General features: G+C 63.7%; 22 protein-coding genes. 9 read left to right on the top strand and 13 right to left on the bottom strand.

Annotation, left to right across the window (positions count from 1 at the left end; all coding sequences use genetic code 11):
• Positions 1 to 3: 3 nt before the first annotated feature.
• Entirely contained in the window at positions 4 to 1,419 is a 1,416-nt protein-coding gene (locus BMY91_RS16565) for an aminotransferase-like domain-containing protein (RefSeq protein ID WP_090823850.1), read from the bottom strand.
• On the opposite strand from BMY91_RS16565, the gene BMY91_RS16570 reads away from it, so the two are divergent.
• Genes BMY91_RS16570 through BMY91_RS16580 form a run of 3 tightly spaced genes read left to right on the top strand, consistent with a single transcriptional unit; the run spans position 1,418 to position 3,436 of the window.
• The gene (locus tag BMY91_RS16570; RefSeq protein ID WP_090823852.1) at positions 1,418 to 2,350 is read left to right on the top strand and encodes a DMT family transporter; all 933 of its coding nucleotides are present in this window, start codon (positions 1,418 to 1,420) and stop codon (positions 2,348 to 2,350) included. The genes BMY91_RS16565 and BMY91_RS16570 overlap by 2 nt on opposite strands.
• A gap of 30 nt (positions 2,351 to 2,380) precedes the next feature.
• Positions 2,381 to 3,004 carry an FMN-binding negative transcriptional regulator gene (locus BMY91_RS16575; RefSeq protein ID WP_090823854.1) on the top strand — a complete coding sequence of 208 codons (624 nt, stop codon included), beginning with the start codon at positions 2,381 to 2,383 and terminating at the stop codon, positions 3,002 to 3,004.
• A gap of 9 nt (positions 3,005 to 3,013) precedes the next feature.
• On the top strand, positions 3,014 to 3,436 hold the full coding sequence (locus BMY91_RS16580; RefSeq protein ID WP_090823856.1) for a VOC family protein: 423 nt from the start codon (positions 3,014 to 3,016) through the stop codon (positions 3,434 to 3,436).
• On the opposite strand, the gene BMY91_RS16585 is transcribed toward BMY91_RS16580, so the two are convergent.
• Entirely contained in the window at positions 3,433 to 4,437 is a 1,005-nt protein-coding gene (locus BMY91_RS16585) for an endonuclease/exonuclease/phosphatase family protein (protein WP_090823857.1), read from the bottom strand. The genes BMY91_RS16580 and BMY91_RS16585 overlap by 4 nt on opposite strands.
• Positions 4,438 to 4,499: 62 nt before the next feature.
• Here BMY91_RS16585 and BMY91_RS16590 point away from each other — a divergent pair, with 62 nt between their 5' ends.
• Both BMY91_RS16590 and BMY91_RS16595 read left to right on the top strand, forming a co-directional pair.
• Positions 4,500 to 5,183 (top strand): response regulator transcription factor, encoded by a 684-nt coding sequence (locus tag BMY91_RS16590; RefSeq protein ID WP_177179936.1) that lies wholly within the window; start codon positions 4,500 to 4,502, stop codon positions 5,181 to 5,183.
• Positions 5,180 to 6,565 (top strand): sensor histidine kinase, encoded by a 1,386-nt coding sequence (locus tag BMY91_RS16595; protein ID WP_090823859.1) that lies wholly within the window; start codon positions 5,180 to 5,182, stop codon positions 6,563 to 6,565. The genes BMY91_RS16590 and BMY91_RS16595 overlap by 4 nt, the downstream gene beginning before the upstream one ends.
• Positions 6,566 to 6,577: 12 nt before the next feature.
• On the opposite strand, the gene BMY91_RS16600 is transcribed toward BMY91_RS16595, so the two are convergent.
• Together BMY91_RS16600 and BMY91_RS16605 are read right to left on the bottom strand one after the other, a co-directional pair.
• Positions 6,578 to 7,099 carry a GNAT family N-acetyltransferase gene (locus BMY91_RS16600; protein ID WP_090823861.1) on the bottom strand — a complete coding sequence of 174 codons (522 nt, stop codon included), beginning with the start codon at positions 7,097 to 7,099 and terminating at the stop codon, positions 6,578 to 6,580.
• On the bottom strand, positions 7,096 to 7,566 hold the full coding sequence (locus BMY91_RS16605) for an SRPBCC family protein (protein ID WP_090823863.1): 471 nt from the start codon (positions 7,564 to 7,566) through the stop codon (positions 7,096 to 7,098). Before BMY91_RS16605 ends, BMY91_RS16600 begins: the two co-directional genes overlap by 4 nt.
• 132 nt (positions 7,567 to 7,698) lie before the next feature.
• On the opposite strand from BMY91_RS16605, the gene BMY91_RS16610 reads away from it, so the two are divergent.
• Both BMY91_RS16610 and BMY91_RS16615 read left to right on the top strand, forming a co-directional pair.
• Complete coding sequence (locus BMY91_RS16610; protein ID WP_090823865.1) at positions 7,699 to 8,814, top strand: FUSC family protein; 1,116 nt, start codon at positions 7,699 to 7,701, stop codon at positions 8,812 to 8,814.
• 14 nt (positions 8,815 to 8,828) lie between these two features.
• Positions 8,829 to 9,383: a TOPRIM nucleotidyl transferase/hydrolase domain-containing protein gene (locus tag BMY91_RS16615; protein ID WP_090823867.1), complete on the top strand. Its 555-nt coding sequence runs from the start codon at positions 8,829 to 8,831 to the stop codon at positions 9,381 to 9,383.
• On the opposite strand, the gene BMY91_RS16620 is transcribed toward BMY91_RS16615, so the two are convergent.
• From BMY91_RS16620 to BMY91_RS16640, 5 genes are all read right to left on the bottom strand, one after another.
• Positions 9,380 to 10,159, bottom strand: a complete 780-nt coding sequence (locus BMY91_RS16620) for an SDR family NAD(P)-dependent oxidoreductase (RefSeq protein ID WP_090823869.1) — start codon at positions 10,157 to 10,159, stop codon at positions 9,380 to 9,382. The genes BMY91_RS16615 and BMY91_RS16620 overlap by 4 nt on opposite strands.
• A gap of 179 nt (positions 10,160 to 10,338) precedes the next feature.
• Positions 10,339 to 12,180 carry an IucA/IucC family protein gene (locus BMY91_RS16625; RefSeq protein WP_090823871.1) on the bottom strand — a complete coding sequence of 614 codons (1,842 nt, stop codon included), beginning with the start codon at positions 12,178 to 12,180 and terminating at the stop codon, positions 10,339 to 10,341.
• A complete protein-coding gene (locus BMY91_RS16630) occupies positions 12,177 to 12,767 on the bottom strand; it encodes a GNAT family N-acetyltransferase (protein ID WP_090823874.1) in 591 nt (196 codons plus the stop codon). Before BMY91_RS16630 ends, BMY91_RS16625 begins: the two co-directional genes overlap by 4 nt.
• The gene (locus BMY91_RS16635) at positions 12,764 to 14,119 is read right to left on the bottom strand and encodes a lysine N(6)-hydroxylase/L-ornithine N(5)-oxygenase family protein (RefSeq protein ID WP_090823876.1); all 1,356 of its coding nucleotides are present in this window, start codon (positions 14,117 to 14,119) and stop codon (positions 12,764 to 12,766) included. The genes BMY91_RS16630 and BMY91_RS16635 overlap by 4 nt, the downstream gene beginning before the upstream one ends.
• On the bottom strand, positions 14,116 to 15,678 hold the full coding sequence (locus BMY91_RS16640; protein WP_090823878.1) for a pyridoxal phosphate-dependent decarboxylase family protein: 1,563 nt from the start codon (positions 15,676 to 15,678) through the stop codon (positions 14,116 to 14,118). The genes BMY91_RS16635 and BMY91_RS16640 overlap by 4 nt, the downstream gene beginning before the upstream one ends.
• 286 nt (positions 15,679 to 15,964) lie before the next feature.
• On the opposite strand from BMY91_RS16640, the gene BMY91_RS16645 reads away from it, so the two are divergent.
• Complete coding sequence (locus tag BMY91_RS16645; RefSeq protein WP_090823880.1) at positions 15,965 to 16,339, top strand: hypothetical protein; 375 nt, start codon at positions 15,965 to 15,967, stop codon at positions 16,337 to 16,339.
• Between the two features lie 55 nt (positions 16,340 to 16,394).
• Here the strand turns inward: BMY91_RS16645 and BMY91_RS16650 are convergent, their stop codons facing one another.
• Both BMY91_RS16650 and BMY91_RS16655 read right to left on the bottom strand, forming a co-directional pair.
• A complete protein-coding gene (locus tag BMY91_RS16650) occupies positions 16,395 to 19,313 on the bottom strand; it encodes a DUF7507 domain-containing protein (protein WP_090823882.1) in 2,919 nt (972 codons plus the stop codon).
• Positions 19,314 to 19,501: 188 nt separating this feature from the next.
• The gene (locus tag BMY91_RS16655) at positions 19,502 to 21,130 is read right to left on the bottom strand and encodes a sigma-70 family RNA polymerase sigma factor (RefSeq protein ID WP_256212795.1); all 1,629 of its coding nucleotides are present in this window, start codon (positions 21,128 to 21,130) and stop codon (positions 19,502 to 19,504) included.
• Between the two features lie 153 nt (positions 21,131 to 21,283).
• Between BMY91_RS16655 and BMY91_RS16660 the strand changes: the two genes are divergently transcribed.
• On the top strand, positions 21,284 to 21,832 hold the full coding sequence (locus BMY91_RS16660; protein ID WP_256212796.1) for a hypothetical protein: 549 nt from the start codon (positions 21,284 to 21,286) through the stop codon (positions 21,830 to 21,832).
• Positions 21,833 to 21,835: 3 nt separating this feature from the next.
• Here BMY91_RS16660 and BMY91_RS16665 read toward each other — a convergent pair whose 3' ends face one another.
• On the bottom strand, positions 21,836 to 22,192 hold the full coding sequence (locus BMY91_RS16665) for a GNAT family N-acetyltransferase (protein ID WP_090823886.1): 357 nt from the start codon (positions 22,190 to 22,192) through the stop codon (positions 21,836 to 21,838).
• On the bottom strand, positions 22,189 to 23,544 hold the full coding sequence (locus BMY91_RS16670) for an acyltransferase family protein (protein WP_090823887.1): 1,356 nt from the start codon (positions 23,542 to 23,544) through the stop codon (positions 22,189 to 22,191). The genes BMY91_RS16665 and BMY91_RS16670 overlap by 4 nt, the downstream gene beginning before the upstream one ends.
• Between the last annotated feature and the right edge of the window lie 44 nt (positions 23,545 to 23,588).

Consider the following 23,588-nt stretch of genomic DNA (forward strand, 5'->3'; position numbering starts at 1 on the left):
CTGTTAAGCGTGAAGCAAGCCCCGCACTGCCTCGCCGATGATCCGCGCACCCTCCGGGAACGCGCCAGGGTTGGGCCCCGCGTAGTTGAGCCGGATGTACGGGCCTTCCGGTTCTGCGGGGAACCATTCCGTGCCGGCAGCTATGAGCACCCCGGCCGCTTCGCAATCCTTGGTGAGCTGTTCGACGTCGAACCCGTCCGGCATCCGCAACCACAAGTTCAAACCGCCCTTGGGCAGGTGACTCAGGTGCGCCTGGGGAGCGCGTTCGCGCAGGCTGGCGACCAGGAGGTCGCGCCGCGACTGCAGTTGATGGCTGAGCCCGCGGAGGTGGGTTTGCCACCCGGGTTGCGTCACGACGTCGAGCGCTGCTGCCTGAAGCAGGCCGCTGACGTACATCGACTCCGCCGCCTGCGCACCCATAATCCGTTCCCGGGCCGGACCGCGGGCGATGATCGCGGCAACACGGACCGACGGCGAGACGCTCTTTGTCAGGGAGCGAATGTAGACCACGTGGCCCGAATCGTCCTTGGCAGCGATCGGCACCGAGGGAGCTGTGATGCCAAAGTCGTGCGCCCAGTCGTCCTCCACAAGGAATGCACCGTGGCGTTGGACGATCCGCAGTACCTCCTCGCCGCGTTCCGCCGACCATTGCGCTCCCGTGGGATTGGCGAAGTTGGGCTGGGCGTAGAACAACCGTGCACCCGATTCCTCGAAGGCCCTGTCCAGCTCTTCCGGGTCCGGCCCCTCCGGGCCGCTCGGAACAGGGATCACATTCACTCCCGCCTGACCCGCGGCCAGCAACGCTCCCCAGTAACTGGGCGATTCCACCAGCAACGGCTGGCCGTGCCCCACCAGCCCGCGGAAGATGGAACTCAGCCCGCTCTGACTCCCGGGAAGAACGACGACGTCGCTTGGCTGGGGCGGCGTGACGCCTACGGGCGTTGAGGTGCTGAGCTCCTGCGCGAACCACGATTGCAGCTCGGGAATGCCTTGCGCCGGAGGCCTTGAGAGGGCGGCGTCTCCACGGGCGGCCCGCGTTAGTGCCGCACGGACGAGCCGCTCCGGAAGCAATTCGCGGGCCGGATAGCCGGAGTGGAACGCGATCACGTCGTTGGAGGCGCTGCGCATGGCAGCAGAGTTGAGGGGCCGCGCGGCCTGGGCTGCCCTCAAGGCCGCCGTCTGCCAGCCGTAGTCTGAAGGCCGGGCTGTGCGATACGCCCGGACAAACGTTCCGACGCCCGGGCGGCTCTCGATCAGGCCCTGGGCGGTGAGCGTTCGCAGGGCTTTCTGAACGGTGACCGGGCTGGCCTTGTGTTCGGCCACGAGCTGTCGGGTTGATGGCAGTTTGGCTCCCGGCGCTGCCCCCGCGATCCACTCTTTTACTCGCGAGACGATCAGGGAACTGCTATCGTTGTTCATGAGTCACAATAGTAGCGCTACTACACTTTCGCGGCCAGTGGTATCCACCCGGACATCGACCGGAATCTGGTGGGGCCTTCTGGGCGTTGTTGCTTTCTCCTTCACCGTGCCGCTCACCCGCGTGGCTGTGGAGGGAATGTCTCCCCTGTTCATCGGGGCCGGCAGGGCCGTCGTGGCGGCAGTCCTTGCGGCGTTGGCTCTGGCGCTGACCCGGCAGCGTTTCCCACAAGGCGTTCAATGGTTCCGGCTGGCCGTGGTGGCCGGCGGCATTGTGGCCGGATTCCCCTTGCTCACCACCTTCGCCCTTACCAGCACCTCCGCCAGCCATGGAGCTGTGGTGATCGCACTGCTGCCTGCGGCCACGGCGACGGCAGCAGTCATCCGGGGCCGCGAACGCCCCAGGCCGTTGTTCTGGGTCCTGACGGTGATCGGAGTGATGGCCGCCCTGGTGTTTGCCCTGGTTCAGTCCGGCGGCTTTGGTTCCCTCCATTGGGCAGACCTGTTGTTGCTGGGCGCTGTACTCGCGGCGGCCATTGGCTATGCGGAAGGCGGTCTTCTGGCCCGGGAACTCGGCGCTTGGCAGACCATCTCCTGGGCGCTGGTGGTTGCCTCGCCGGTGATGATCCTGCTGACGGTGTTCTCGCTGGGTTCCGGAATACCCTCCGCCACCCCCGTCCAGTGGTGGTGCTTCGCGTACCTGGGCGTGGTGAGCATGTTCCTGGGCTTCTTTGCCTGGTACCGAGGACTCGCCATCGGGCCCATGGCCCAAGTCAGCCAGATCCAACTGGTCCAGCCCGTCATGAGCATCGCATGGGCCGGCCTGCTGTTGGGTGAGTCAATGACCTGGACCACCGTTGTGGGTGGCCTCGCAGTGATTCTCTGTGCAGGTGCCGCTGTCCGCGTCAGGCTCATCCCGCCGTCGACCTCCTGAAACCCGCACCTCATCAGAAAGGGACCCCCTATGTACACCCCCGCACATTTCGCTGCTTCTCCTGCGGCGGTTGCCTCACTGCTGAATTCTGCGGGCGCCGCCAACCTCGTCACCATGGGACCGGGCGGGTTGCAGGCTACGCTGCTGCCGTTCGTCCATGACCCCGCCGTGGGTGAGCACGGCGCGCTGCAGGCACATATGGCGCGGAACAACACCCAGTGGTCCTCGCCGGTCACAGGCGAGGCGCTGATGATCGTTCAGGGTGCGGATGCCTACATCTCCCCGTCCTGGTACGCCTCCAAAGCGGAGCACGGCCGCGTGGTGCCCACCTGGAATTACTCCACGGCTCACGTCTACGGCGAGTTGGTTATTCACGACGACGCCGAGTGGCTGGGCCAGCACGTGCGGCGCTTGTCCAATCAGCACGAGGCCTGCATGGCGAAACCCTGGTCCGTGGACGAAGCACCTCAACGGTTCATTGCCGGGCAACTCAGGGCGATTGTGGGCGTCGAACTTGTGATCTCCCGGGTGGAGGCCAAGACAAAACTCAGCCAGAACCGTACTCCCCAGGACGTTGAGGGCGTCATTGCAGGACTGCGGGCTGCCGGCGATCCGGCGAGCGCAGCCGCTGTGCAACGGGCCCGGACCTCGTAGACTCGGCGCATGCGTGAGGTTGCTGCAGAGTCCGCCGGCCCGGTTGGGTCCATCCACCATGTTGAGATCTGGGTGCCACATCTTGACCGCGCCCGCGAGGAATGGGGCTGGCTCCTGGGCGAGCTCGGCTACGAGGCTTTCCAGGAGTGGCCCACCGGATGCAGTTGGAAACTCGGTGGCAGCTACGTCGTGGTGGAATGTTCTGACGCTGTTACCGGTACCGCGCATCGCCGCACTGATCCGGGAGTCAACCACCTTGCCTTCCACGCCGGAACCCGGGAGAACGTTGACCGGATCCGGGCTCTTGGGGCAGACGCAGGCTGGTACGGGATGTTCGAATCGAAGTATTCGCATGCAGGCGGCACGGAACACTATGCCGCATACCTGATCAACACGGACAGTTACGAAGTGGAGCTGGTAGCTGGCAGTTAGGGGCTTCCTACAGGTTGCAGCCGTGCCATCGCGGCGAGGTGGTCCGTCCCCGGAGAAGAGATGACCGATGCTTCGGTCATGGTGAACCCGCGGAACAGAATGTGGTCCGGCCGGGTGGCTGGAAGGCGAGCCGGCCAGGTGAATCCGAAGCCGGCCCGGGCGTCGTCGAGTATTTCCAGCAAGGGGGCCAGGGAGCGGTCAGTGGTGGCAGTATTGAAGTCGCCAACCACCAGGATGCGCGGCGAAGGATCCGCCTCCACTATGCGGGTGAGTTTCGCGAGCCCTTTGTTCCTGTTGCTGACTTCGCTGGGCCGGACAGACGGCAAATGTACGCCATAGAGCTGGACGGGGCCGTCGGGCGATTCCACGTGCACGCTCATGGCCCGCGACCAGCCAAGACCCAAGGCGAGCGGCTCTCCCTGGCTCAGCGGATACCGGCTCCACACTCCAACGGTTCCAGCCGTCTGCTGATACCCGAACGTACCGTCCAACAGAGGAGATATTCGTTCCAGCGTGGGCCCGGTGAGCTCCTGCAGGACCACGACGTCGGCACCTGACTGGATCAGTTGGTGGACGGCCGCGTCGGCGTCAGGATTTCCTGCACGGAGGTTTTGGGTCGCAATAGTCAATCCGCCGGCCTCGCCCTCCTTCGTGGTGTCCGCAGCGGGAGCCGGGGCGACGCCCGTCATGAGGACCGGCAAGAAGACGACGCACCAGGCCATGAGCGCGGCCGCCACGGGGATGGCGCCGAACCAGGATTTCGAAAGCAACGCCACAATCAGCAGCGCAACCATGACCGCCCCCAGCCACGGCAGGAAACTCTCGATGACCAGGCTCGCTCCGTTAGCCTCCGGCACCAGTGCGTGGCCGAAGAGCAGCACCGTCATGGCGCCCGCCAAGACGCCTACAACCCAGTCCCTGGCCCGCGGACGGCGCCGCCGGGCCCCAAGCATCCCGCGCTGGGTGGGGGTTGCATACGTAGTTCCGATGTCCGTATCCATAGCCCCATGGTTCAGAAAGGAACTTAAAGGATTCTGAAACCCGGCGAACTATGCTGGTGCCCATGACGGAGCCGATAACAGTCCTGGTTGTCGACGATGATCCGGAAATCAGGAGCTCCCTGCACTCCCTGCTTGAAGCTGCCGGCTACGTGGTGGAATCGGCCGCTGATGGCAGGGAGGCGCTCGAAAGAGTGGCCGCAACGTCCCCGGATCTCCTGGTGGCGGACGTTTTGATGCCCGTGATGGACGGGCTCGGCCTCTGCCGGATGCTCCGGTCCGCCGGCAACACGGTTCCCATCCTGCTGCTGACGGCCCGCAGCGACGTTGCTGACTGCGTTGCGGGTTTGGACGCAGGAGCGGATGACTACCTTTCCAAGCCGTTTGACCCTCATGAGTTGCTGGCACGGTTGCGCGCCATGGCACGCCGAACCACCCACCTTCTGCATCGTCCCACTGGATACCACGGCTTGGAACTGGTACCCGAGGCTCACGCTGTGAGGCAAAACGGACGGTGGATTGACTTGAGCAGCACCGAGTACGCACTGCTGTGCGTGCTGGCGGAAAACCCGGAGCAGGCACTTACCCGGGGCCAGATCAGTGACGCGGTGTGGGGGTATGCGATGACCCCGGCTTCCAACTCGCTGGAGGTTTACATCAGCTACCTGCGCCGGAAGCTCGAAGCTGAGGGCGAACCACGGCTCATCCAGACAGTACGCGGAGTGGGCTACCGGCTGGCCGCATCATGACGCTGAGATTGCGAATGACGCTGGTGATCGCGGCCGCCATCACCCTCACAGTTTTGGTGTTCGCCGTACTGGTTTATGCCCTGGTAGGGCATGAACTGCGCAAGAACGAGGATCTGTCCCTGAGGCGGGAATCGGATCGCATCATCCAACTGATTCAGACCGATCCAAACTGGCAGGGCTTTTCGCAGTGCACGTGGGTCCGTTCGCCGGCATGCGCGCAGCTCGTGGCGCCAACGCCCAGTGATGACCCTGATGCTGGTGCCGGGCCGGCATTGCCCATTACCGGGCAGATGCGCGAGGTGGCCTCCGGCGGGAGTCCGGCCTTCTTCACGGAAGCGACCATCGGCGATGATCCAATCCGCGTGTACGTCAGGCCGCTGCCCAACCAGAGAGCACTGGTGGTTGGAGTCAGGGACGACAGGGTGTTGGCGTCCTTTGAGCGTCTCGGTTGGCTGCTGGCGGCCACGGTGTTGGGCGCCTTGCTGGTTGCGGCGGGCACTGCCTACCTGGCCGCCAGACGCGGACTGCGCCCCGTGGATCGGCTGACAGCGGTAGCAGAGGGCATCGCCCGAACCGGGAACACAGACATCAGGATCCCTCGGAGCAACACCACCGAGATCCAAAGGCTCGGCAGCGCCTTCAACACGATGCTTGGCGAACTGGAGCAATCCCGCCGCCAGCAGGAACAACTGATTGCCGATGCCTCCCACGAGCTGCGGACTCCCCTGACATCGCTGCGGACGAACGCTGCCATGCTGAGGAATCCCGAACTGGAGCAGAGCAGCAAAGAACGCATCACGGGTGCCTTGGAGCATGAACTGATGGGTATGCAGTCCCTTGTTGAAGACCTCATCGATCTGGCCCGCCATGAAGAGGCGCCGGCCTTCGTCGAGGACATGGACCTCCACGAACTTGTTCTCTACTGCATGGACAACGCCAAACGGCGGTACCCCGGAATCGAGTGGTCCTTGGAAGGATCCCAGGACCACATCCTGGTGAGCGGAGAACGCGCCAGGCTGGCCCGGGCGATCGCGAATCTACTGGATAATGCCGGTAAGTTCACCCCCGCCGCCAGCAAATTCACACCCGAGGCCCGCGAAGTTACGCCAGGACCAGGCCGGGTCAGGCTGGTGCTCAGCGTCTCCAAGACCAACGTCACTCTTGATGTGCGGGATACGGGACCTGGAATCCCGGAACAGGATCTGGCCCATGTTTTTGACAGGTTCTACCGTTCAACCAACGCGCGGAGCGTGGCCGGATCCGGGCTGGGACTCGCCGTGGTGCACAACGTGGCAATCGCACATCACGGCACTGCCAGAGCGCATCCGAGTCCCAGCGGAGCGCACTTCAGCCTCACCCTGCCGTTGGCCCAAGGCAGCTAAGCCCCTGGACGACTATGCGGGGTTCGGCGGGACCACCGGGCGCCACATCGCCACCCGCGGCCAGCGCGTCAAACCCAGCTCTGCCTCATGCTCCATCAGGCGGGATAACTGCGGACCCCAGGCACCGGCGTCGAGCACTTCAAACCCAAGGCGCCGGTAATAGGGAGCGTTCCACGGCACGTCCCTGAAAGTGCTCAGGGTCTGCCGCTGCATTCCATGGCCCCTGGCCCACACGCGTGCGGCATGCAGCAGTTCCCGGCCAATGCCCTGGTGTGCCTGGTCCGGGTGGACACTGACCTGTTCAACGTGTCCATTGCCGTCCACGATGTCCGCCAGCAAGTAGGCCACCGGGTAGTCGAGGCCGTCAACGTAGACCCACGCCCGTCCGCCAGCCACGTAGGCGCTGAGTTCGTCGATGGAAAAGGGCTCGTCCTCAGCGATGGAGTCCATTCCCAAAGACCTGAAAGCCTCGCCCGCGGCACGCTCGATGTCCTGCAGAATCAGCAGGTCGTCCGCATGCGCGAGCCTGATCATTGCCGGGTGTCCAGCGCTGGAGGTGCCTGGGCCACCAGGAATTCATTGCGCTTCTCAATCAGGTTCTGCAGGTAGCGCGCCAGGATCAGCTTCTCCACCAGCCGTCCCAGCGGGCCGAACGGGGCAGCGAACTCCACGGTATCCACCATCAGGGTCCCGCTGCCGTCAAGCCGGAACTCGTGCGTGTGGCGGAGGTACTTGAAGGGGCCCCTCACCTGTTCATCAGAGAACGACGCCGGAGCGTCCATCCGCGTGATGCGGCTGGTCATGCGGAACCGGACTCCGAGGTGCCACGCCTGCCAAGTAACCGTGTCACCCTCTGAGATGAGTCCCGTGGTAACGCCGTCGATCGCTTTCTCACGGCTTTTGGACATGGATCCCACGTGGGCATCAATGTTCCGGGAGAGATCGAACAACTCCTGCGGCGGCATGGCGGAACGGGTGCGGCAGACGAAAGCGACGGGCATACCTCGATCTTCCCAGACCTTACCGGCTCCGTGTGCCTCAGCTCGCTACAGCTTGTGACCGGGCTTATGGCGGCCCGGCGGTGGTCCTGATAATTTTCAAAGACAACCCTGGATGATTGGTGGTGTTCTCCTATGCCCGCATTGATAATGCACGCCCGCGAGCTCCACCGGCTTGGCCCGGCCAACAACGATCGCCTGTCCGCCGTCCGGGTTGCCCTGAGCGTCGCAGTCCCCGGGCTGTTCCTGATCCTCATCGGGCGTCCGGACCTCATGATGTACGCCGTCTTCGGCGCGCTGACGGGAATGTATGGGCGCAACGAAACACATCAGCTCCGGTTGAAGCACCAGTCCCAGGCGGCACTCTTCCTGGTAGGCGGGCTGGCAATCGGCGTGTTCCTGTCCGTCAACCACATCCACTCGTGGTGGTTGGTGCTGGTGGCTACCCTGTTCGCCGGGCTCGGCTCCCTGTACGCCGACGCCGTCCGCCTCAAACCGATTGGACCGTTCTTCGGCATCCTCGCGTTGGGCGCCTGCGCTTCCGTGCCCACCGACGTTCCCTTCACGACGGCGGTGCTCATCGGAGCCTCGTCGGCAGCCTTTTCGATGGTGGTGGGCTTTTCCGGCTGGCTCCGGCGCCGTGAATGGGAAGCCGGCGCAGCCCGGGACGTGCCCGTGCTGCGCGGCCCGCTTCGGCAGGCGGCCTTGGTCCATGCGGCCCGGTACGCCCTGGCTGTCAGTGCGGCCGGAGTTATTGGTGTGCTCAGTGGCAGCGGCCATCCGCACTGGGCCATGGCCGCAGCAGCGGTCCCCCTCGCCGGCGCCGATCTCCCCAGCCGCGTCCACCGGGGCATCCACCGCATCGTGGGGACGTTCCTCGGGTTGGCGGTGGTCGCCGTCGTACTTTTCCCCAGTCCGCTCTCGCCGCTGCAGTACTTCCCCGGCCAAACAGCGGTGGTCCTCGCTGTCCTGGTGGTCCTGTGCCAGTTCCCTACCGAGCTGTTCATGGCCCGGCATTATGGGTGGGCCATGGTGTTCTTCACGCCCGTCATCCTGCTGATCGCACAGCTTGCAGCTCCCATGGATCCAGGCGTGCTGGTGATGGAGCGGGCCATTGAGACGTTCGTGGGTGCGGTGGTGGGGATTGCGGTGGCGGTACTGGTGCGGGCACCGCGCGGACGGGTTCCGGGTTCCGGGGCTCCGGTTCCAAAGGCTCCCGCGGTTCGAGGATCCTCAGTTCAGGACTCCTAGGACATACTGGTTCAATGCAGGCGACGACTGTCTTGGTCGAGGGCGAGAGTGACCGGCTTGCGGTCCAGGCACTCGCAGTTCGTTGTGGGCACGACCTGAATGCTGAGCACGTCTCAGTGGTCCCCATGGGAGGTGCCACCAGCATTGTCCGTTTCCTGGATCGCTATGGTCCTGCCGGCGAAAACCACCGGCTCCTGGGCCTATGCGACGAACGCGAGTCACGTGGAATCGCCAGGGCCTTGGACAGGGCCGGTATTGGCCCGGGTCCGCTTGATGAGCTCGGCTTCCACGTTTGCCACACGGATCTGGAGGATGAACTCATTCGCTGCTTGGGCATCGACGCCGTGCTCAACGTCATCGACGCCCAGGGTGAGCTGGCGTCCTTCAGGCTCCTCCAGCGGCAGCCGTCACAGCGGGAGCAGCCGGTGACGAAGCAGTTGCAGCGCTTCTTCGGAGGGCGGAGCGGCAACAAGGTCCGCTACGCGCCGCTGCTGGTCGAGGCGCTGCCCACCGGGCGGGCACCCCAGCCGCTCGCGCGGCTCGTCGCCTCATTTGCCCCCGAAGCCTAGGGCTTCAGAGGCCGGCGGGGCGGGCCTGACGTCAGCTTGGCGGGCAGTGCCCGTGCAAAGAAGCTGACAACTTTGTACCGCCTGGTGGGGATGGAGACACCTTTCCCTTTGGCGTTGTCTTCCAGCCCTTCACGCACCACACGCTCGGCGGTGAGCCAGAGGAACCGGGGCGCTACGGACTTGTCCATGCCCATGCGATCGTGGAATTCGGTATGCGTGAATCCGGGGCACACCGCCGTGACCTGCACTCCGGACTTGGCATAGGCGATGTTGGCCCAGCGGCTGAAGGTCACCTGCCACGCCTTGGCTGCCGAGTACGTGCCCCGGTTTGCGAACGCGGCAACGCTGGCCACGTTGATGATGCGTCCCTTACCGCGCGCCAACATGACCTCCAGGGCTGCGTGGCAGAGTTCCATGGGCGTTTGGACGTGGAGCCTCAGGTGGCGCCGCTCCTCGTTCAACTCGTTTCGCTCGAACGACTTCAAAAGCCCGATTCCGGCGTTGTTCACCAGCACATCCACGGGCCGTCCGGCGTCCCTGAGGCGGTCCGCCACCGCTGAAACCCCGACGTCGGTGGTCAGGTCTGCGGACAGGATCTCCACCGAGATGCTGAAGTCGCGCTCAAACTCCTCGGCTTTTTCCTTGAGGCGCTGCTGGTCACGTGCCACCAGGACCAGATGGTGCCCGGCCTCGGCAAGCTGGCGGGCGAACTCGGCGCCGAGCCCGGCGGTGGCCCCTGTGATCAGGGCGGTCAGTTCGTTGGCTCGAGTCGTCATGCGCCAAGACTAGTCGCCCCTCCATCCCGCGCCGAGTGCCGCCTCATGACAATGTCCGCTGGCATCTTATGTCACGTCGGTGCGCAGGATGGGCTTTGAAACGATGCAACGGCCCCTCGGTGAGGAGTTGGCTTCCGGGTTCATCAACCCCCCACAGCGCCTACCCCTCACCGCAGGAATTAAGCGAACTTGGCCAGCGGGTTGGCCAACCGTCCCGCCATCTGGAGCCCGCCGGAGGGATCCGAGATGTCCAGCATCTGCTGGTTGTTCCGCAGCTGCAGGCGGTTGAGGCAGGACAACTCGAAGTCCGGCGCAAACAGATCGTGCATGGCGAACTGGTCCGCGAGGTCCGGATGGCGCTGCTGGTATTCGCGCAGCACGGAAGCAGCAGTTCCCCAGAACTCGTCCTCGCGCAGCGTCCCGTCCTCCACAAGGATGGCTCCGAGGAAGCGGAAGATGCAGTCGAAGACGTCCGTGAAGATGGCCAGGACCATTTCCTCGGCAGGGATCTCGGCCTTGACGCGGGAGACGTCCTCCGGCAATTCCAGCCGGTCCCCCATGACCACGATTTCCTCGGCGATGTCCTTCATGATCGCGCGGACAGGCACGCCGTCTTCGAGGATCAGGATCACGTTTTCGCCGTGCGGCATAAAGGCGAGCTCGTACTCGTACAGGCAGTGCACCAGCGGCACGAGGTAGGCCTCGAAGTAGCGTCGCAGCCACTCGGTGGGCGCCAGGCCGGACCGCTCGATCAGGGCGGAAACCACGGAATTGCCGGTGCCATCAACGTGCAGCAATGACGCCATGGTGGCCAACTGCTGCCCGTCCTTGAGCAACGGCAGTGGGCTTTCCCTCCACAGGGCCGAGAGCATCTTGCGGTAGGGGGAACCCTTGGCCGAAGCAGCCTCGTAATAGTGGTTGTGGTACCCGATGGCCGCGGTTTCACGGATCATGGCCAGGCCCCGGTTCTGGAGCTCCTGGTCATTGCCGATCAATTCCTGCAACCAATCGTTGATGGCAGGCGTGGCCTTCATGTACTGCGGCGACAGTCCACGCATGAAGCCCATATTCAGCACGGACATGGCCGTCTTCACGTACGCCTTCTCCGGGTGATCCGTGTTGAAGAACGTCCTGATGGACTGCTGCGCCTGGTAGGAGTCCTCACCCGTGCCCAGGTTCACGATGTGGCGCTGGGCGATTTCTGCCGCGAACGTCACGGTGAGCTTGTTGTCCCACTGCCACGGGTGCACCGGCATGAGGAGGTAGTCCTCGGGATCCAGTCCGGATGCCGACAGCTCCGCGTTGAACCAGGCCAACGTGGCCGGCCCAAGTTCAGCCTCAAAGTGCGTGCGGTAATCCAGCCCGGCGCTCGAAGTGAAAACAGCCTTGCTGCGGTGTACTGCGATCCACTGCAGCTTGACCGTGGCACCGGTTTCCGGCGCGAACGCGTGGTAGTCCGCAATCCCGAATCCCAGCCGGCCATTGTTGGCCACGAAACAGGGGTGGCCCTCGGTCATGCTGTGCTCAATGGCCTGGAAGTCAGCGGCCCGGTCAGTCCCGCCCGTGATGCCCGCTGCCAATTCAGCCGAGCTGAACGGCTTGCCCTGCTTGTAGGCGTGACTGGCCAGCGTGCTGCTGATCTCCTCGAGGTACACCGGGAGCATTTCCATCCGGATGGCCAGTGCCTCGTGGAACTCCGCAATGAAGTCCAAAGCGTCAAGGGGCAATTCCTCACCGTCACGGAGGCGGGCTATGGAATCAGCGGCGACAGACCAGTGTTCAAGCTGCAGCACCCGGGCGCGGAAGCGGTACTCCGTGGCGTCGTCATCGCTCACCACCTTGTACAGGCCCACGCCGGCACCCTCATCACGGATCAGCTCCGGAACCAGGATGCGCTCGTGCGAGAACTCTGCGATCGCTTTGCGGACCACGTGCCGGTTGGCAGCGGCCCAGCGCTCAGGGGTCAGGTGGGACACGGAATCACCAGCGGTGGCAGTCGCGTTGTCGGCAGTGGTGGTCACAGGGATTCTCCTCTGGTCGCCGCGGCAGGCGCGGCCAGAATCGGGGTCAGGGTAGCAAGGAAATCCTCGCGCGTGCAGAAGCTCAGGAGCCCCTGCTTGTGGTCTTCGGCAGGATCGACGGCGGGAAGTGTCACCACGCCGTGCGGCCGGAAGCCCACCTTCTCGTTGAGGACATGGATCTTGTGGTTGCGGGCGTCAGGCTCGACGACGATCCGCAGCGTTGCGGGGTCCTGGAACAGTTCCGTCATCACGGACTGCATGACGGCGGTGGTGAAGCCTGGTTGCGGATCACCGCTGGGCGGGGCCACCAAGAGGTGCATTCCGATGTCGCCGTCCTGGACCTCGTAAACGTCCGCCAAGGGCGAGGATTCAGGACGGTACCGCTCCATCAGGAAGGCGGGAACGCCGTCGTCGAGTCCCAGGAACGCTTGGTGATGGCCCGATTCCGCGATCTTTGTGTACTCCTCCACAACGTCCTGCTCAGTGGCCGAGACCATGCCCCAGAACCGTGCGTACTCCTGGCTCACCCAGCTGTGGAGGACAGGTGCGTCCGCCACGGGGTCGACGGGCCGGAACGTGAAGCTCATACGGTTGCTCCTGCGGTTTCCGGGACGGCAGCGGATTCTGTTGTCATTGCCGGAGCGGGAGCACCGAACTGCTGGAACGCGATGCTGCGTTCGATCGGGTAAACCTCGCGGCCGGTGATTTCGCGAAGGATGCAGGAGTTGCGGTAGGCGGCCATGCCGAGGTCCGGGGTGACGAAACCGTGCGTGTGCAGCTCGGCGTTCTGGACGAAAATTTCGCCGGGTTCCACGCCGGTTCCATAGTTGCGCTCCACATCGAAACGGCCCTTGGAGTCACGACGGATGCGATCCTGGATGCCGGCCAGGAACGCAGGCTCTTTATAGGTATAGCCGGTGGCCAGCACCACGGCTTCGGACTCCAGGCTGTAATCGCGGCCATGTTCCTCGTGGCGCAACCGGAGTGTGTGGGTGCCGGTGGCGGCGTCCCACTCCGCGGCAGTGAGCGAGGAGTGCGTGTGCATTTGGGTGTCCACCATGCCGGAGAGGCTCTTGGTGTACAGGAGATCGTAGATGTCGTCGATCAGGTCCGAGTTGATGCCCTTGTACAGGTTCTTCTGGCTCTTGATCAAGGAATCCCGCTGCTCGCCCGGGAGCGAGTGGAAGTAGTCCACGTACTCCGGCGACGTCATTTCAAGGGTGAGCTTGGTGTACTCCAGCGGGAAGAAGCGGCCGGAACGGGTCACCCAGTTGAGCTGGTAGCCGTACACGTCGATTTCCTGGAGGAGTTCGTAGTAAAGCTCTGCCGCGCTCTGTCCGCTGCCCACAATGGTGATGCTGCGCTTGGACTGCAGCTCACTCTTCCTCGACAGGTAGTCGGCGTTGTGGAGGACCAGTCCGCCGGCGGGCACTATTCCTGCACAGGAATCCGGAACGTAGGGGGACGTGCCGGTGCCCAGGACCAGCTTGCGGGCGCGAAGCACCTCAGCACCGTCCGGACCCTGCACCGAAAGGCGGTACACGCCGTCGTCGTAGGCCACGTCCAGCACATCCGTGCTAAAACGAACGGACTCAAGCTGGCCGGCCACCCACTGGCAGTACTGGTTGTACTCGGCGCGCAGCGGGTAGAAGTTCTCGCGGATATAGAAGCGGTACAGGCGGCCGGTCTGCTTCAGGAAGTTCAGGAAGGAGAACGGGGAAGTGGGATCGGCCAGCGTCACGAGGTCTGCCATGAACGGGACCTGGAGGTGCGCCGGTTCCAGCATCATGCCCGGGTGCCAGTCGAAGGATTCGCGGCGGTCCAGGAAGACGCAGTCGAGGTTCTCCACGGGCTCGCTCAGGGCCGCAAGGCCAAGGTTGAAGGGCCCGACGCCGATGCCTGCGACGTCGTAAATCCTGCCATTGTCCTGGGTGCTCACGCGGCGGCCTCCGTGGTGTTTGCGAGGAGGCTGTCGCCGGTCCTGCGGATCAGTTCGATGATTTCCTGGATGTCCCTCAAGCTTGCTTCGGCATTGAGGAGGGTGAATTTGAGGTAGTGGCGGCCAGCCACCTTGGTGCCGGCAACCACGGCCTCGCCGGAGGCGAAGATCGCGGCGCGGATGGCGGGATTGAGGGCGTCTGCAGCGTCGGCGTCGAGGGCTGCACCGTCCACCATCGGGCGGTAGCGGAACACCAAAGTGCTCAACTGCGGTGCGGCAGCGAGCTCGAATTCGGCGTCCTCAGCCAGCAAGGTTCCTACCCGGGCGGCGAGGTCGATCGCTTCGTCGAAGAGCGCACCGATTGCGTCGGCGCCCATGATGCGGAGGGTCAGCCACAGTTTCAGCGCATCGAAGCGGCGGGTGGTCTGGATGCTCTTGTCCACCTGATTGGGAATCTCGGCCTTCGCGGCGCTTTCCGGGTTCAGGTAGTCCGCGTAGTACGTGACATGGCCCATCATGGAGCCATTGCGGACCAGGACTGCGCTGGAGCTCACCGGCTGGAAGAAGGTCTTGTGGAAGTCCACGGTGACAGAATCCGCCAGGTGGATGCCGTTCAGGAGGTGCCGGTGGCGGCCGGACACGATGAGGCCGCCACCATAGGCGCCGTCAACGTGGAGCCAGGAATCGTAAGCGCGAACCAACGCGGCCATTTCCGGGAGCGGGTCAACCGAACCGAAGTCCGTGGTCCCGGCGGTGGCTACAACCGCCATGGGCACCAGCCCGGCGTCGTGCGCTTCCGCCAAAGCAGCCGCGAGGGCGGTGGGGTCCATGCGGTGGTCTTCGGTGGTGGGCACTGCGATGACGGCGTCGAAGCCCAGGCCCAGCATGGATGCCGACTTCTGAATACTGAAGTGGCTGTCCACGGAGGTGAAGATCCGGAGCCGGTCCAGCAGGTGCGGCAGGCGGGCGTCCCCATTCGTCGCCCGCAGCTTGGCGACCGCGTGGTTGCGGGCAATCAGCAGCGCCTGGAAGTTGGACTGGCTGCCGCCGGAGGTGAACACGCCGTCAGCGTCCGCGTCGAAACCGATGCGCTCCGCGGTCCAATCGATGAGGCGGCGCTCGATCATGGTTGCACCGGCGCTCTGATCCCAGGTGTCCATGGACGAGTTCACGGCCGAGAGCACGGCTTCACCTACCAGGGCGGGGATGACCACCGGGCAGTTCAAGTGTGCGGCGTAGCGGGAATCGTGGAAGTAGATGGCGTCCTTGAGGTAGAGCTCGTCCAGCTCTTCCAGGGCAGCGGCCGTGTCCGGCAGGGGGCGTTCGAGGTCAACGGCGCCAACCTTGGCTTTCAGTTCGGCATGCCCGACGCCGGTGAACGGCTGGGTGGTCCGCTGGACTTTGGTGGAGACGGCGTTGACTCCTTGGAGAACCTGCGCGACGTAACTGGGCGAATTTCGTGCGTTGAACAGCTGGTTGGTGGCAGCGAGGGCCAGTTCCACTTTGGAGCCAAAATCATGCTCCTGAGCGATCCGCTCTTCGACACTAGGTGACGTCACGTCAGCTTCCTTCCATTGCGTTGGGGCGCTTATTAGCAAGGTAAGCCTTACTTAGGTAAGCCTTTCCGTCAAACTTTTGTGACCTATTTCGCGTAGAAGGCGGTTTCTCGCGGTCCTACCGCGCGGTAGCACGTCATTGACTTTTCTTAAGGCCCCTTTGGGTGCAAAATGTGGCACTCTTTTCGGCCACCGAATTGTCTTTTTGGGCCACTGGCATCCTGCCCGAGGTGGCCACGTCACGAGGAGTAGAGTGCAAGGACAATCCAGTCAACGGTTGGGGGACCCTATGAAGGACCACGTCCACGAGCACATCGGTTTCCGCGAAATCGACCAGCATGGCAACGCGGTGCAGGCCATCAGCCCCCACGTACCACAGCCTCCGGAGGCGGACCCGGCGCGAAGGCGGCTTACCGTCAATCCGTTCATCGTTGCGCTCTGGGTGCTGGATGCCGGGCTGGCCTGGTTTGGACTGTGGGCGTTCACTACTGCCGCGGCCACGATCATGTCGCCGGGAAGTGCCGAGGCAGCCCAAGTGAATTACATGCTTCTCTCCAACGCGCCCTATGCGCTCCTTGCTGCCGCCCTGATCACCGGCGGCTTGCTGTTCTGGCACGCAATGCAGTGGCAAAAGAAGCGGCTCCCGCCAACAAACGATCGTTAACCGCAAAATGCGCGGCAACCGGGGTTGGGGCCCCGGCCGCCGCGCACTTCACGTCCTATGCCTCTGAACGCCTCCGGCGTCCGGCGAGGTACAGGAACAGCCCCGAACCAACAACCAGAAGGCTGGCTGGCACCACGGTGAGAACAACTCCCGTGCTGGCCAGTGGCCCTTCGGATTGGTCCGGAACCACCGACGGGAGGCTCACCACTGCACTTGCAGGTGGAGTGGTGAGGGACTCTCCCGTCGGAGATGTGCCGCCGGTGGTCCCCGTAGCTGTGCTTTCAGGTGGCGTGCCGCCAACTGATCCGGCTGGGGATCTGCCCCCGGATGTTGCCACAGGCGGGAAGGTCACCACCACAGTTGCAGGTGCAGTGGTGACCATAGATCCGGTGGAAGCCGCACCGGTTGCGGTAGCCGTGGTGCTGACCATGCCTGCGTCGGCGTCCGCCCGGGTGATGGCGTAGGCTGCCGTAGCCGTCACCGTTTCACCGGGCAGCAGGGTTCCCGCCGCGCCGGGCCAGTGGTAATCCAGGTCCGCCAGGCCCAGCATCTGGTCGTTGACCGCAACCCCTGTGATGGGCACGGTCCCCGTGTTCTTCACGCTGAACTTGTAGGTGATCACATCCCCTTCCCGGGCTGGGTCACGCACTCCGGAAGCGTCGGCCGTCTTGGTGAACTCCAAGCCCGACCGCGTCTTCAAGGGGGTATCCGTCTCACCCGGTAGAGGCGAGACGGAAGGTCCCCGGACGGGTGTTCCCGTGGTGGTGGCGCTGTTGGCGACATGACCGGCGTCGATATCCGCTTGGGTCACCGCATACGTCGCCGTGGCCGTCACCCTCTGGCCCGGGAGGAGCACTCCTGGAGCTCCCGGCCAGGTGTAGTTCAAGGCTGAGAGCCCAGTCAGCGGGTCAGTAATGGAGACGTTCTTCAACGTGACGTTTCCACTGTTCTTCGAGGCGAAAGAGTAGGTGATGACGTCGCCAACCCTGGACTCCGCATCGGCAACGGGTGCCTGGGCCGCCGTGCTGAACTGCATTCCCGGGGATGCGGCCAACACGGTACGGATCTCACCGGGAGCCGGGGTCAAGGGAGGTCCGGTGGGCGGGTTGCCCGTGGTGGTGGCACTGTTGGCGACATAACCGGCGTCGATATCGTCCTGGGTGATCGGGTACGTCGCTATGGCAGTGACAGTTTCGCCCGGCAGCAGTTGGCCGGGGATCCCCGGCCAGGAGTAGTCCAGGGCCGACACCCCCGCCATCGGGTCATCGATAGCCACATCGCTCAGCTTCACGTTCCCCGTGTTCTTCGACGCGAACGTGTAACTGATCCGATCACCCACCACGGCAGGCGAATTGACCGCTGAAATGTCAGCAGACGCACTGAACTCCAGGTCCGGTGCCGCCGTCGCTCTATTGCTCAGCACACAGCTGATGTCAGCTCCGGTAACGGGAGTGAGCGCCAGTGAACCGCTCAAGGCGTCGCCGTTGGGCAGGCCGGGCTGAAGACCGGAGGCATCGGCGCAGGTGATGGTTTTGTCGTAGCCGGACAGGTTACTGCCCGATTCCGTCAGGTAATAGGTGGTGCCTTCGGTGGCGACGTATTCGCCGGTAACGCCAGTACCCGGAGTAACAGCGGCGCCGGAACCGGTGGTGGTTGAGTTGGCCGAGTTGCTGACCACCGGCCCCGCGGCCGAGCCCGTACGAATTTCAGCGGTGAACTGGTCCGAATCCCGGGCCCGCGGACCGTCCAGTTGTGTGCTCAGTTCAAGGCGTGGGGCGCGGACGGTCAAGGTAGCGTTCGCCGGCGGATTCAGGTTGGTGACGATGGTGGCGGGCCCACCGACGTAGCTCCCCTCAGCAGCAGCGGTGACCTCAACCGTGATGGTGCACGATGTCATTCCTTGCGCCAGATCCCCGCCAGTAACGGAGAGGTCGGTACTTCCGGGGAGAGCCGTGCGCACCAAGGCATTGGTTCCCGGAGCTTGCACACAGGTGCCCCCGACGTTGGGCGTGTCAGCCACAACAACTCCGGCAGGAAGGGATTCCGTGAGGGACCAATCGTTTTTGGTGAGCAAATCCGCCGTGTTGGTGACAGTCAATGTCATCCGCGAGGTTCCCCCAGGGCCGATGAGGGACGGCGTGAAGGACTGATCCAGCTGGGGGGTGACGTCCACAATCTGCGGGAGGTCAAAAGCTACGTCGTTGCCGAACCCGGTGGTGGCCTCGTTCCGCAATTCCAGGCCAAGTGACGGGTTGATGGTGCCGAGCGGAATCTGGTACGCCGCCGATTGAAGCCTGGTGACCTGGACATCAGGCTGCGTGCTGCTGCCGCAGGGATCCAGCCCGGCGCTGAGCACGTGCCGTGTTCCGTTGATGAGGAGGCTGAAGGTCTCGCTTGCGTGTGCTGCATGGCAGTTGACTTGGGCGAAGTATCCGGACACAGCGTAGTAGCGGCCAGCGATCGCGGGGATGGTGTTCGACTCTGTCCGGAACTGGACGCCGGCATCAAGGCTTCCGGAGGCGCTGTTGGTGTATTCGGACAACGCCTGGTTGCGGGCGGCTTGGGTTGGAATCTGCCCCTGGGCCAGGCCAAGTGCCACTGACATTTGCTGAAGCTGACCCCAACCGGCCGGCTGATTCCTGAGGCAGCCGGAGTCGGAGGTGGGCAACGGCGTGGAGGAGTTCAGGATCCAACCGTCGCATTGTCCGCCGGCCGGGGCGTAGGGCGTGTCAGCTGTATAGGTTTCATTGGCTGCAGCGGGGCCGCCCTCGTACCGCAGGATGCTGATGGCCCCGGCCGTGGCGTCCTCGTTGGAGAAGCTCTCAACGTAGACGGTGGTGCCGGCCTGGGCCGCACCGGGGGTTCCCGGCATGGTGGCTAATCCGGGAGGTGCCAAGGCGCCCCCCACCCCCAGCGACATCATCGCCGTAGCGATCATGGCCGCCAGCAGGCTGCGTGGACGTGCGTACTTCATGGGTTGTCTCCAGGGCGTAACCGAAGGGTGGTGTCATTGGAAGCTCAAGAAATCCAATGAGGGCACCGACAAACACGGAGACCCAAATGATTAGTGCCGGCAACTCATGAATCGTGACGCGAAAATCTAAAAACTTTTGGGAAAGTTTTCAGCGCTTCTTCACCGCCAAGTGACGAAGGTGCAAACGCCTAGTGGAAAGCGTTGGCGAACGACGTGGCGGAGATGCCTTGACCGCTGAACCGGTAGTTCAACATTCCGCCTTCGGCGGTTGGTGGCATGGCAACGCCCAGCGTGAAGGCGAGGTCCTGGGTGGACAGCGCGGCGGTGGTGCAACGAATCTGCCGCACCTCAGAATTGGCACAGGTCCAGCCCGCTGGCGCAACGGTTCTCCCCGCTACGAACGTTGCTTGGTCCGGGAGGGCAAAGACAGCTTCGCCCGTGGTGGGGCTGCCCTCTCCTGCCAGCGAGAACTGCACGTGGAGCTCCCGCTCCGCCGGACCGGACCCTGAGGCCGCCGCGAATGTCGCATCAACCGTTTGGGTGGGCTGCACCGCCGGGGCCGAAGCCAGGGGCGCCGTGGTGGAGGAAACCGTGCCCGAGTCCACCACTACAGCGCTCCGCGGCGGCACCGCCGGTGGAATCACGACGGCGGACGGCTGCGGCACCGCTGTTGCCTTCGGAACCGTTGGGGGAACCTCGGCTGGGCTGGAGTTCGTTGCGAAAGTCGGTTCAGGGCTCGGCGTTATTACAGGGGCCAATGTTTCCTGGACCGGGGGAACATTGGTGGCGGCCTCGCCCGAGGCCGCTGATTCGTTGGCGGACGTCGGCTGAAGCAACCACGCAACCACTCCAGCGAGCGCCACCACTGCCAACACCATGGCAGCAGTCAGCTTCCATGCCTTGCTGACACCCTTCACTGCGGTGGCGCCTGCCTGGCCCGGCCCGGCCGTGACTCCGGTCCCGGAAGAAACCCCTACGGCAGCTGCACCCGACCCGATGGCCGCAAGGGCGCCTGGCGTAAAGGCGATCCCGGTAACCAGAGGGAACAGGATGGCCCTCATGCCGCCTTGTACGTCATTAAGTTCAATCAACAACGCCGTGCACTTGGCGCATCCATCCAAGTGGTCGCTGACTTTTTCCTGGGACGTGCGTTTCAGCGCGTTGCGCGCGTATTTGCCCAACTGGCTGGCGTATTCGTCGCATGCTTCGTCTACGGTCTGGCTGATGTGCTGCTGCAGGTACGCCTGCCGCAGCCCTTCCCTGGCTCGAATAGCCAGCGAAGAAACTCCGTTGGGGGTCAGGCCCACCAACGGAGCGGCCGCTGCAGGCTTCAAACCCTCAATGTCCAAGTGCCACAGGACCGCTTGCCAGCGCTCGGGCAGCGATTTGAAGGCCTTCGCCATAATGCTCGACTCAAGGTCACTGAGGAGCGGATCGGCATCCATCACGGCGGAATCCAGGATCGCGTCATCCGCCGCGGTTGGCATGCGGCGTGCCTTGCGGTTCCGGTCGTGCGCTGTGCGCCGCACCACCGTCAGGAGATAGGACCGGAAGAACTCCTTTGGCCCCTTGCCTTCCTTGAGAAGTTGGAAGATTGAAGCAAAAGACTCAGCAACCACGTCATCGGCATCACTGGGGTTGTCTGTCTGGGAACGGGCCACGTACTGGGCGATCTTGAAGTGCCGCTCGTAGAGCACATCGAAAGCATCTGTGATCCCTTCGCGCACCATGGAAATGATGTGGGGATCGCTTCCACGGGCCATCGCCAAGGTTGGGGAGGCGGCGTCATCGCCCCTTACCGCAAATACTTGATCCATAAACAATAGTGTGACATCAGAAGCCGCATGACTTGAATCGAGCCCCTTATACCGGTAAAGAAGCTACTTTTTGCAGATTTCGCGTCACGAATCAACAGTTGGCGCCACTTATGAGGCGTGAACTTTCCAACCCCTGGAGCGATTCGAGGAAACATGGGCATCAGGCAGCGCCGCCCCCTCCTGAAACAGTCGCGCGCACTCCAGCACAAGACGGCCCAACGCCGCTCAAGTCTGCTCGCCCGAAAGAAGAACGCGGGACACGTCGCCCTGGTCTACGGAGCGGACCGGCCACTGGCTATCCCCGGCGACACGGTCATTTTCACGGCCTGGATCACCAATGACTCTGCGGGCTATCTCCGTGACGTCACCCTGATACCGCGTTCCTTCACCAACGAAGGCATGGAGATGCTCCAGTACACGTCAGAACCGGTGGAACGGGACCTTCGGATCAGCCTCCTCGCTCCGGGCCAATCCGCCATGCGGAGCTTCTCCTACGTGGTCACGGATTCCGATCATCTCCACGGGGGAAGCCTGGTCAGCGCGATGCAGGTCCACGCCAGCTGCCGGGGCCAACGCATTTCCGATGAGCACGATGCAATCGTCTCCCTGTGCGGGACACGGCGGGACTGGCCCTTCCCCTCAAGCCATGCCGGGCGGCCTCAGAAGCGGTGGAAGGGCTATGAGAAATCAATGCCGCTGTAAGGCCTACTCGTTGTCCGGTTCACCCACCGGCTTCTCGGCGGGCCAGTCAACGTCCTGCTCGTAACCCTCATGCTTCTTCAGGTACGCAGCGATGTACGGGCAATGCGGGATGATGCGCTTGCCGGACGCCACCACGTCATCCAGCGCAAAGTGAGCCAACACTTTGGCCAGGCCCTGACCACTGAACTGGGGCCTGGTTTCCGTGTGAATGAAATCGATATGTCCTGGCCGGTCGAGGAACTGGGAGATCACCGCCAGCTCTCCGTCTACATGAAGCTCATAGCGGTGAAATTTGTCATTGCGCACCGTGGTGACGTCGGGGCGGAACGACTCTGCCAGTGAATCCGTGAACTCGGTCATGTTTCGAGATTGGCACGTAAACCGGCCTCTGGCAACGTGGACAGGGGTGCCTTCCGCAGATCCGCAACTTTTCCTTGAGGCGGCTGCAGCACCGGGGTCGGAACCCTGCCGAGAAGCAGGACCGCAAGAGCGAAGCACGCCGCTCCCCCGCCCAACAGCGCAAGCGTTAATCCATTGAATGCGGCGTCCGCCACCGGGATCAAAACCACGACGACGGCCGTCACCACAGCGGCACGCGACGGACCCCGGGCGTGGCTGGCCGCCGTCGGACGCTTCTCCAAACGCCCAAAAATCAGCACCACTGGCACCAGCAGGGTGACTACCGCGAGGAACACAGGTATCCGCGCCCACCACCACTCTGCGGTCCCGGCCCAGGGCTTGGCTATTTCGGTGAGCAACAGCAATCCTGACATGCCTACCAGCAAGGGAAGGTGCCATAGGTAGACCGTCATGGACCGGCGGCCGGCAACGGCAATGATGGACTGGATCCAACGAACACCTGCAATCCACCGGATGCCCCGCTGAAGAAGCTGCAACGTGGCCGTCTGGGAAATGCCCAGCAGCAAGAGGCACAAGTTGGGCGGATTGATGTTCACCACCATGTTTCCCGGATAGACAGCCACCCCGGTGACGAGTCCCAGCAAGAGGTTGCTGGAGACGATGACGCCCACCAGCCATGCCCGGCTTCGGTGTTCGAAGAAGCCGTCAGCCATGAGGAATCCGAGTTGCTGGACCGCGCACCAAACAAAAACCATGTTGGCGAAGGCCAGCACCGGAAGTGCCCCGCGGAGGGAATCGACCGTAATGATCAGTGCCACCAAACCGCCGAAAGTCAGCATTGGGGCCCGCTCGTGAAAGCGTGCCATGAGCGGAACGCTGAGTTGCGCCGTCAGGTAGGCCGCCAGGAACCACAAGGGCATCGCAGCCCCGGCCGTCATCAGCTGGATCACTTGCGGGTGGACACCCAGCAGCAACGCAATCCAGAGCCCGCTCCACATGACCGCAAGCAGCGCCATCGCCGGGCGGATCAGGCGCAGGAGCCGGACTTGTGCGAAGTCGAATCCATTTCCCCCGCGAGCACGCAAACGCCGCCAGGACTGCAGCCCGGTCACGCCTCCCAGCACGAAGAACAGCGGCACGATCATGAGCGCCCAGGCAACGGGCACAAACCAGCCCTCTTCCATGAGGACGTTGTGGGTGGTGACCGTTCCGTCCCTGTGCAAAACAGGGCTGACCATCATGCAATGGCATGCCACCACCAGCAGCAGGCAGGTGAAGCGGACAAGGTCGATCGCCGGGTCCCTCTGCGCAGCCGTTGCTGCGCTGACCGCAGGATACGTGTCCCTCTCCATTGCTCTCCCAACGAGGCACGCTTCTGCGTGCTGACTCCATTGTC

The organism is Arthrobacter sp. yr096 (assembly GCF_900108925.1).
Taxonomy (GTDB): Bacteria; Actinomycetota; Actinomycetes; order Actinomycetales; family Micrococcaceae; genus Arthrobacter.

Excerpts from the sequence above, each read along its gene's own strand:
- BMY91_RS16570 (WP_090823852.1), top strand. The coding sequence starts at position 1,418 with ATGAGTCACAATAGTAGCGCTACTACACTTTCGCGGCCAGTGGTATCC.
- BMY91_RS16600 (WP_090823861.1), bottom strand. The coding sequence starts at position 7,099 with ATGATCAGGCTCGCGCATGCGGACGACCTGCTGATTCTGCAGGACATC.
- BMY91_RS16610 (WP_090823865.1), top strand. The coding sequence starts at position 7,699 with ATGCCCGCATTGATAATGCACGCCCGCGAGCTCCACCGGCTTGGCCCG.
- BMY91_RS16590 (WP_177179936.1), top strand. The coding sequence starts at position 4,500 with ATGACGGAGCCGATAACAGTCCTGGTTGTCGACGATGATCCGGAAATC.
- BMY91_RS16650 (WP_090823882.1), bottom strand. The coding sequence starts at position 19,313 with ATGAAGTACGCACGTCCACGCAGCCTGCTGGCGGCCATGATCGCTACG.
- BMY91_RS16620 (WP_090823869.1), bottom strand. The coding sequence starts at position 10,159 with ATGACGACTCGAGCCAACGAACTGACCGCCCTGATCACAGGGGCCACC.
- BMY91_RS16565 (WP_090823850.1), bottom strand. The coding sequence starts at position 1,419 with ATGAACAACGATAGCAGTTCCCTGATCGTCTCGCGAGTAAAAGAGTGG.
- BMY91_RS16615 (WP_090823867.1), top strand. The coding sequence starts at position 8,829 with ATGCAGGCGACGACTGTCTTGGTCGAGGGCGAGAGTGACCGGCTTGCG.
- BMY91_RS16595 (WP_090823859.1), top strand. The coding sequence starts at position 5,180 with ATGACGCTGAGATTGCGAATGACGCTGGTGATCGCGGCCGCCATCACC.
- BMY91_RS16670 (WP_090823887.1), bottom strand. The coding sequence starts at position 23,544 with ATGGAGAGGGACACGTATCCTGCGGTCAGCGCAGCAACGGCTGCGCAG.
- BMY91_RS16575 (WP_090823854.1), top strand. The coding sequence starts at position 2,381 with ATGTACACCCCCGCACATTTCGCTGCTTCTCCTGCGGCGGTTGCCTCA.
- BMY91_RS16660 (WP_256212796.1), top strand. The coding sequence starts at position 21,284 with ATGGGCATCAGGCAGCGCCGCCCCCTCCTGAAACAGTCGCGCGCACTC.
- BMY91_RS16585 (WP_090823857.1), bottom strand. The coding sequence starts at position 4,437 with ATGGATACGGACATCGGAACTACGTATGCAACCCCCACCCAGCGCGGG.
- BMY91_RS16605 (WP_090823863.1), bottom strand. The coding sequence starts at position 7,566 with ATGCCCGTCGCTTTCGTCTGCCGCACCCGTTCCGCCATGCCGCCGCAG.
- BMY91_RS16655 (WP_256212795.1), bottom strand. The coding sequence starts at position 21,130 with ATGGATCAAGTATTTGCGGTAAGGGGCGATGACGCCGCCTCCCCAACC.
- BMY91_RS16630 (WP_090823874.1), bottom strand. The coding sequence starts at position 12,767 with ATGAGCTTCACGTTCCGGCCCGTCGACCCCGTGGCGGACGCACCTGTC.
- BMY91_RS16645 (WP_090823880.1), top strand. The coding sequence starts at position 15,965 with ATGAAGGACCACGTCCACGAGCACATCGGTTTCCGCGAAATCGACCAG.
- BMY91_RS16665 (WP_090823886.1), bottom strand. The coding sequence starts at position 22,192 with ATGACCGAGTTCACGGATTCACTGGCAGAGTCGTTCCGCCCCGACGTC.
- BMY91_RS16580 (WP_090823856.1), top strand. The coding sequence starts at position 3,014 with ATGCGTGAGGTTGCTGCAGAGTCCGCCGGCCCGGTTGGGTCCATCCAC.